This is a genomic window from Nostoc sp. CHAB 5715, assembly GCF_020829685.1.
Classification (GTDB): domain Bacteria; phylum Cyanobacteriota; class Cyanobacteriia; order Cyanobacteriales; family Nostocaceae; genus Nostoc.
The window spans coordinates 1-6,532 of record NZ_JAIVFR010000375.1; the positions used below are offsets into that span (position 1 = coordinate 1).

General features: G+C 44.4%; 5 protein-coding genes. 4 read left to right on the plus strand and 1 reads right to left on the minus strand.

The features are described 5' to 3' along the window. The 3 genes from LC574_RS20445 to LC574_RS20455 form a co-directional block, all read left to right on the plus strand. A partial coding sequence (locus LC574_RS20445; RefSeq protein ID WP_229455264.1) for an ATP-binding protein occupies window positions 1-1,468 on the plus strand: 1,468 nt, incomplete at its 5' end. A gap of 171 nt (window positions 1,469-1,639) precedes the next feature. Then, the gene (locus LC574_RS20450) at window positions 1,640-2,065 is read left to right on the plus strand and encodes a photosystem I reaction center subunit II PsaD (protein ID WP_229455266.1); all 426 of its coding nucleotides are present in this window, start codon (window positions 1,640-1,642) and stop codon (window positions 2,063-2,065) included. Window positions 2,066-2,157: 92 nt separating this feature from the next. After that, on the plus strand, window positions 2,158-3,771 hold the full coding sequence (locus tag LC574_RS20455; protein WP_229455268.1) for an anthranilate synthase component I family protein: 1,614 nt from the start codon (window positions 2,158-2,160) through the stop codon (window positions 3,769-3,771). A 15-nt stretch (window positions 3,772-3,786) separates the two neighbouring features. Here LC574_RS20455 and LC574_RS20460 read toward each other — a convergent pair whose 3' ends face one another. Further along, on the minus strand, window positions 3,787-3,924 hold the full coding sequence (locus tag LC574_RS20460) for a hypothetical protein (RefSeq protein WP_229455269.1): 138 nt from the start codon (window positions 3,922-3,924) through the stop codon (window positions 3,787-3,789). A gap of 1,189 nt (window positions 3,925-5,113) precedes the next feature. Here LC574_RS20460 and LC574_RS20465 point away from each other — a divergent pair. Further along, window positions 5,114-6,076 carry an orange carotenoid-binding protein gene (locus tag LC574_RS20465; RefSeq protein WP_229455270.1) on the plus strand — a complete coding sequence of 321 codons (963 nt, stop codon included), beginning with the start codon at window positions 5,114-5,116 and terminating at the stop codon, window positions 6,074-6,076. Window positions 6,077-6,532: the final 456 nt, after the last annotated feature.

Genomic DNA, 6,532 nt, shown 5'->3' on the forward strand with positions numbered 1-6,532 from the left:
AAGTAAAATTGAGGAGGCACGTCAGAGGTTTGGTATAGGAGAGCCACGAAGCCACTCTGGAGCAGAACAGATCAATGGATATGCTTGTGACATCGATACAGATCCCTTTGTGCAGCGCTTAGTAACTTACTTGCAAGCTAGTCAGTACAAATTGCACAAAGCCTACCGTTCTATTGCTGCCCAAGCACGAAAAGAACGATTAGTCAACTCGATTAGCACAGCCATTCGGCGATCGCTCGATCCACACGAAGTTCTCCAGGTGGCGGCACAAGAATTAGGACAACACCTAGAAGCTTGTCGCTGTCTAATTTACCGCGCTCAAGCCACAGATAGCCAAGCCATAATTGAACACGAGTTTTTAACTCCTGGTATTTTATCTGTTCGTGGACAAACCTGGGAGTTAGAAAAAAATTCTCTATTTCGGGACATAATGCAACAAGGCGAAGGGGTTTGTATTAGCGATACACTAAATGACCCTCGTGTTAACAATTCGCCAGCCCTCTCCTTGATCGCCAAAAAGTTTGCCATTCGTTCTTGGCTGATGGAACCAGTATTCTATCAAGGGCGATTATTGGGCATCGTGGAGTTACACTATTGCCGAATGCCACCGCACGAGTGCCAACCTGGGGAATTGGATTTGGTAGAAGCGATCGCTACCCAAGTGGGAGCAGCTCTCATCCAAGCGGAAGCTTACGCCAACCTAGAAGAACTTAACCAGCAGTTAGAAGCCCTAGACCGCACCCGCAGCAACCTCATAGCCATCACCGGACATGAACTGCGTACCCCCCTATCCACCATTCAAGTGTGCCTGGAAAGCCTTGCTAGTGAGCCGGATATGCCTTTGGAGTTGCAGCAGGTCATGCTCAACACTGCTCTTTCCGACTCAGAACGGATGCGAAAACTGGTACAAGATTTCCTCACACTTTCCAACTTGGAAAGCGGTCGGGTGGAATGGCATCCAGAATCTCTCACATTACAAGAGTGTGTAGATTTATCACTCAGCCGAAATCGCACGCGTTCCTCAACTGAAAAGCCACCCAAAATCAATACTCAAATTGCCGAAAACCTACCTTTGGTTAGAGCTGACGGTGATTGGCTGGTAGAGGTACTGGCAAAACTCATAGATAACGCTTGTAAATTTACGCCACCCCAAGGAGAAATCACCATTAAAGCGATTTACAACAGCCATCAAATGGTTGAGGTGACTGTAGCAGACACTGGACGCGGCATTGAACCAAATCGTTTAGAAGTAGTTTTTGACCGCTTCTATCAAGAAGAGGGAGCCTTGCGCCGCACCACTGGCGGCACTGGACTTGGTTTAGCAATTTGCCGTCAAATTGTTAATGGCTGGGGTGGGGAAATTTGGGCAGAGTCAACAGGCAAAGACCAGGGTAGTCAGTTTCACTTCACCATCCCGATCGTTCAAAGTAGCAAAGAGGAAAAGCGAACAAAAGTCAAGAGTAGATAGGGATTGGGGATTGGGCATGGGGCATGGGGCATGGGGCATGGGGCATGGGGCATTAGTTTTTAACAAATGACTAATGACTAATGACTAAAAACTGTTACAGTCTATAACGCGATCGCAATATGATCCTGGTTGCGGTGTTAGGATTCCCTAAAAACGTTGAGAGAATCACTTATGGCAGAAACACTCTCTGGACAAACCCCGCTATTCGGTGGCAGCATCGGTGGCTTGCTCACAAAAGCAGAAGTGGAAGAAAAGTACGCTATTACTTGGACTAGCCCGAAAGAGCAAGTTTTTGAATTGCCTACAGGTGGTGCTGCTACTATGCGGCAAGGTGAAAACCTGCTGTATATAGCTCGTAAAGAATATGGAATCTTTTTGGGCGGTCAGCAACTCCGGAAACTCAAAATTACAGATTACAAAGTTTACCGGATTTTACCCAACGGAGAAACCACTTTACTTCACCCAGCTGATGGTGTCTTCCCTGAAAAGGTTAACCCAGGTCGTGACAAAGTGCGTTATGTAGACCGTCGTATCGGACAAAACCCCAGTCCTTCTAAAGTTAAGTTTAGTGGTGTTACTACCTACGACGCTCCGTAACTAGCTGTTAGTAGCTAATGGGTAATTAGTAATGGATAATTGGTAAGAAAAATAATTACCCATTACCCATTACCAATTACCCTTAAAAAATAATGATGTTTCCGGATTTCTCGCAGTTTTCGACCCTAGCACAACAAGGCAACTTCGTCCCGGTATATCAAGAATGGGTAGCAGACCTAGATACGCCCGTATCTGCTTGGTATAAAGTCTGTGCAGGTCAGCCCTATAGCTTTTTGTTGGAATCGATCGAAGGTGGGGAAAAACTGGGACGCTATAGTTTAGTGGGTTGCGATCCTCTGTGGGTTTTGGAAGCAAGAGGCGATCGCACAACCCAAAAAAACCGTGATGGTTCACAGGTCGTTTTTGCAGGCGACCCTTTTACAGCTTTAGCTGAATGTTTAGCACCTTTTCACCCAGTCAAGTTACCACAGCTACCGCCAGGAATTGGCGGTTTGTTTGGGTTTTGGGGCTATGAATTAATTCGCTGGATTGAGCCGCGTGTGCCAATTTATCCACCAGATGAGCGAAATATCCCTGATGGGTTGTGGATGCAGGTAGACCACCTACTGATTTTTGACCAAGTGAAGCGGAAAATTTGGGCGATCGCTTATGCTGATTTACGTAATGTAGAGACGTTACATGTAACGTCTTTACACGCAGCCTATCAACAAGCGTGCGATCGCGTCACCCAAATGCTCGAAAAGCTATCTCTACCCCTATCGCCAGAAAAAACTCGCTTGGAATGGAAACCGCCAGGGAGCAGGGGAGCAGAGAAGCATACTTCGACTCCCTTCGACTACGCTACCTCGACTTCGCTCGGCACAAGTCAGGGCAAGTCGCTCAGTAACCGGGGGAGCAAAGCAGCAGAGGAGTACAATAGTAATTTCACCCGCCCAGATTTTTGTGCCAGTGTCCAAAAGGCCAAAGACTACATCAAAGCAGGCGATATCTTCCAAGTAGTAATTTCCCAGCGACTATCAACAGCATACACTGGCGACCCCTTTGCCCTTTATCGCTCCCTACGTCAGATAAATCCTTCGCCTTACATGGCTTACTTTAACTTCCAAAATTGGCAAATCATCGGTTCCAGTCCTGAAGTGATGGTGAAAGCCGAAACCGATTCAGATGGTGGAGTAATAGCAACAGTACGCCCAATTGCCGGGACACGTCCACGGGGTAAAACCACCCAGGAGGATGCAGCCTTTGCAAAGGATTTACTCGAAGATCCCAAGGAAGTTGCCGAACATGTGATGCTTGTAGATTTAGGGCGGAATGATTTGGGGCGTGTTTGTGAAAATGGTAGCGTCAAAGTTGATGAATTAATGATAGTTGAGCGCTACTCCCATGTGATGCACATAGTCAGCAATGTTGTAGGGAAATTAGCATTTGGTAAAACAGCATGGGATTTATTGAAAGCTTGCTTCCCAGCAGGTACGGTAAGCGGCGCACCTAAGATTCGGGCAATGGAAATTATCCACGAGTTAGAGTCTAGTCGTCGGGGTGTTTATTCCGGTGTGTATGGATATTACGATTTTGAAGGACAATTAAATAGTGCGATCGCAATTCGCACAATGGTAGTGCATGATAATACGGTAAGCGTGCAAGCCGGTGCAGGTTTGGTGGCTGATTCTGAGCCAGAAAAAGAATACGAAGAGACGCTCAATAAAGCTAGAGGTCTATTAGAGGCGATTCGTTGTTTGCGTTGAACTCGGGCTTAGGGACTAGGGACTTGTACTGAGCGACTTGTACTGAGCGTAGTCGAAGTAAGCCGAAGTATTGGGGACTGGGGACTGGGAAATTTGTTCCAAAATTTGGGATGGGTCAAAGCAAATTCCATAATTTTTCTGCTCTTTACCCAATCCCCAGTCCCTAATCCCTAATCCAATACGCTTGGGTTAAGAAATATTATCCGTTGAGGCAGGCAGGGGGAGCAGGGGACGCAGGGGAAGCAGGGGGGAGAAAAAGCTTATCTGAACCGTATTGATCCCTAATCCCCAATCCTTAATCCCCAGTCCCTTTTACTACCTGTATAGTTACTTTCGCCAATTAATTGCACACCGATTTTTGTTTGTTAATTGTAAAACCGAGCTTGATATAAGTACAGTAACAGTTCGATTTGCTGTATGAGAATCTAGACCAGACTTTAAAAGTTGATTTATCAATATCGTTCTATTTTGAATTACATAGGTTTTACTTTGAACTGCAAGATGTTTGGAAACAATTTGTGCTACTTCTAAACCTACATATCCACAATCGTAGAGAGAGGGAACAGGGAACAGGGAACGGGGAACAGGGAAGAAGGAATAAAGGTGTACTGAGTTTTGTTCAAAAATCAAGTAGGAGTCCTATATCTATCATTTTTTTATTTTTAAATTAAATAAATATAAATTATTTTAAAGATTTTTTGCAGTAACTTGACATCAAAATAAAAGCAGTAATAGCCGTACTAAGCAAGTAGGGTATTTTGGATTTGTGCAAGAAGTAGGCAATGTCTACAAAGGGCTGTGACACTCGAACGCGAACAGGTGCGATCGCACGAGAAGACTCGATTTAGCTTCTCTAAGAGACGCAATCGCTTCAGTTAAGGATTGTTTATCAAAATTTGATGCGTGTAGAGACGTGCAATGTCTACGACGGGCTACGCCTACACTTTTGGAAGTGAATATGCACAAAGCCAGCAATTGTGCATAATCTGTTTTAAGCAAAACTTATATTTATATAAGCAGAACTTATCAATTTATAACTGAGAAGTCTTGCTTATTTGTAACGAAATTGTTATATTTCTTTACACATAGATACAAAAGCAACCTAAATGCGTTAAACCACTGTTGATCAAGGTTTTCTAGATAACTATGCAGTTGAGCCTGCAATGTGCTTTGCCGAGTATCCAAACTCACAGGCAAGAGAATCGCTATGTTTTTGGTAAAGCGATATCTACGCCAAGACTGCTGAGTGCCTTTTTTAACAGCTAAACGCATTTACTTCCGTCTTTGCACATTTGATTTTCACATTCGATAGAACTGTAATTTTCTTTTGGGAACATCTGCTATGTCTTTTACCATCCAGTCAGCTCAAAGTATTTTTCCCGGCACCCTAGTTGCTGACATTGTTCCAACTGTTATCGAATCATTCTCTCAGCTCAATGCTGAAGATCAACTAGCATTACTCTGGTTTGCCTATACCGAGATGGGTAGAAGTATTACGGTTGCCGCTCCAGGAGCAGCTAACATGATCCTCGCACAAGGCTTACTCGAACAAATTAAGCAGATGCCTTTTGAGGCTCAAACGCAAGTCATGTACGATCTGGCTAACTGTGCTGACACTCCCCTGTGCCGTTCCTATGCATCCTTTACCGTGAACATCAAGTTGGGCTTCTGGTATCAGTTAGGAGAATGGATGGCTCAGGGAATCGTTGCTCCTATCCCAGAAGGCTACAAGCTTTCTCCGAAAGCTGCTGATGTGTTGCAAGCAATCCGCAATGCTGATTCAGGTCAACAAATCACAATTTTACGTAATACCGTAGTTAGCATGGGATTTGACCCGAACGCTCCTGGTAGTTACAAAAAAGTTTCAGAGCCACTGTCTCCTCCCATTGCACCAGCGTTTCGGACTAAAGTCACCATTGAGGGTATCAACAACGCTACGGTGTTGGGCTATATCAACAACATGAATGCCAATGACTTTGATGCTGCGGTTGCTCTGTTTCGCTCTGAAGGTGCCTTGCAACCACCCTTTGAAAGACCGATTGTTGGTCAAGATGCAATCCGCGCTTATATGCGTGAAGAATGCCAAGGATTGAAGATGATACCAGAGCGTGGTATATCCGAGCCAGTGGAAGATGGCTATACCCAAGTTAAAGTCACAGGTAAAGTCCAAACCCCTTGGTTCGGTGCAAGTGTGGGGATGAATATTGCATGGCGGTTTTTGATAGATCCCCAAGGCAAAATCTTCTTTGTAGCGATTGACTTGCTTGCTTCTCCGAAAGAACTGCTCAACCTAGTACGTAAATAAACCACTCTTTTAAGGGCACGGCAGTGCCCATACGTGTCAACTTAACGTGAAAGTCATGTCCCGCAAGGAACTGAAGTTCCTTGCTAATAGCGAAAGTCATCTTTAGATGACTAAATAATCCGAAAAATTTTTAGTCTACTTCAGTAGAGTTTAGCTGTTAGCCTTGAACTTTAGTTCTAGGCGGGCGTGGAAGCCAACAGTTAAGCTATCTATAGCTTAAGTTGACACCAATGGGCAGTGCCGTGCCCCTACGAAAAACTGTGATTTAATTAACTGAAAATAGCTGTCCTATTTGGAGGAAGTCAGGTTGCTATAGAACCTGCATTCCGCAGATGTAACTCATATTACTGGTAATTTTGAAAAGTCTAGTCCAGAAAATTTTTATTAGTCTAATCTTTTGGGGTTGAATTCACTTTTATTTCCAACAATTAGGGAATCTACCAGTAAGTTAACTTC

Excerpts from the sequence above, each read along its gene's own strand:
- LC574_RS20450 (WP_229455266.1), top strand. The coding sequence starts at position 1,640 with ATGGCAGAAACACTCTCTGGACAAACCCCGCTATTCGGTGGCAGCATC.
- LC574_RS20455 (WP_229455268.1), top strand. The coding sequence starts at position 2,158 with ATGATGTTTCCGGATTTCTCGCAGTTTTCGACCCTAGCACAACAAGGC.
- LC574_RS20465 (WP_229455270.1), top strand. The coding sequence starts at position 5,114 with ATGTCTTTTACCATCCAGTCAGCTCAAAGTATTTTTCCCGGCACCCTA.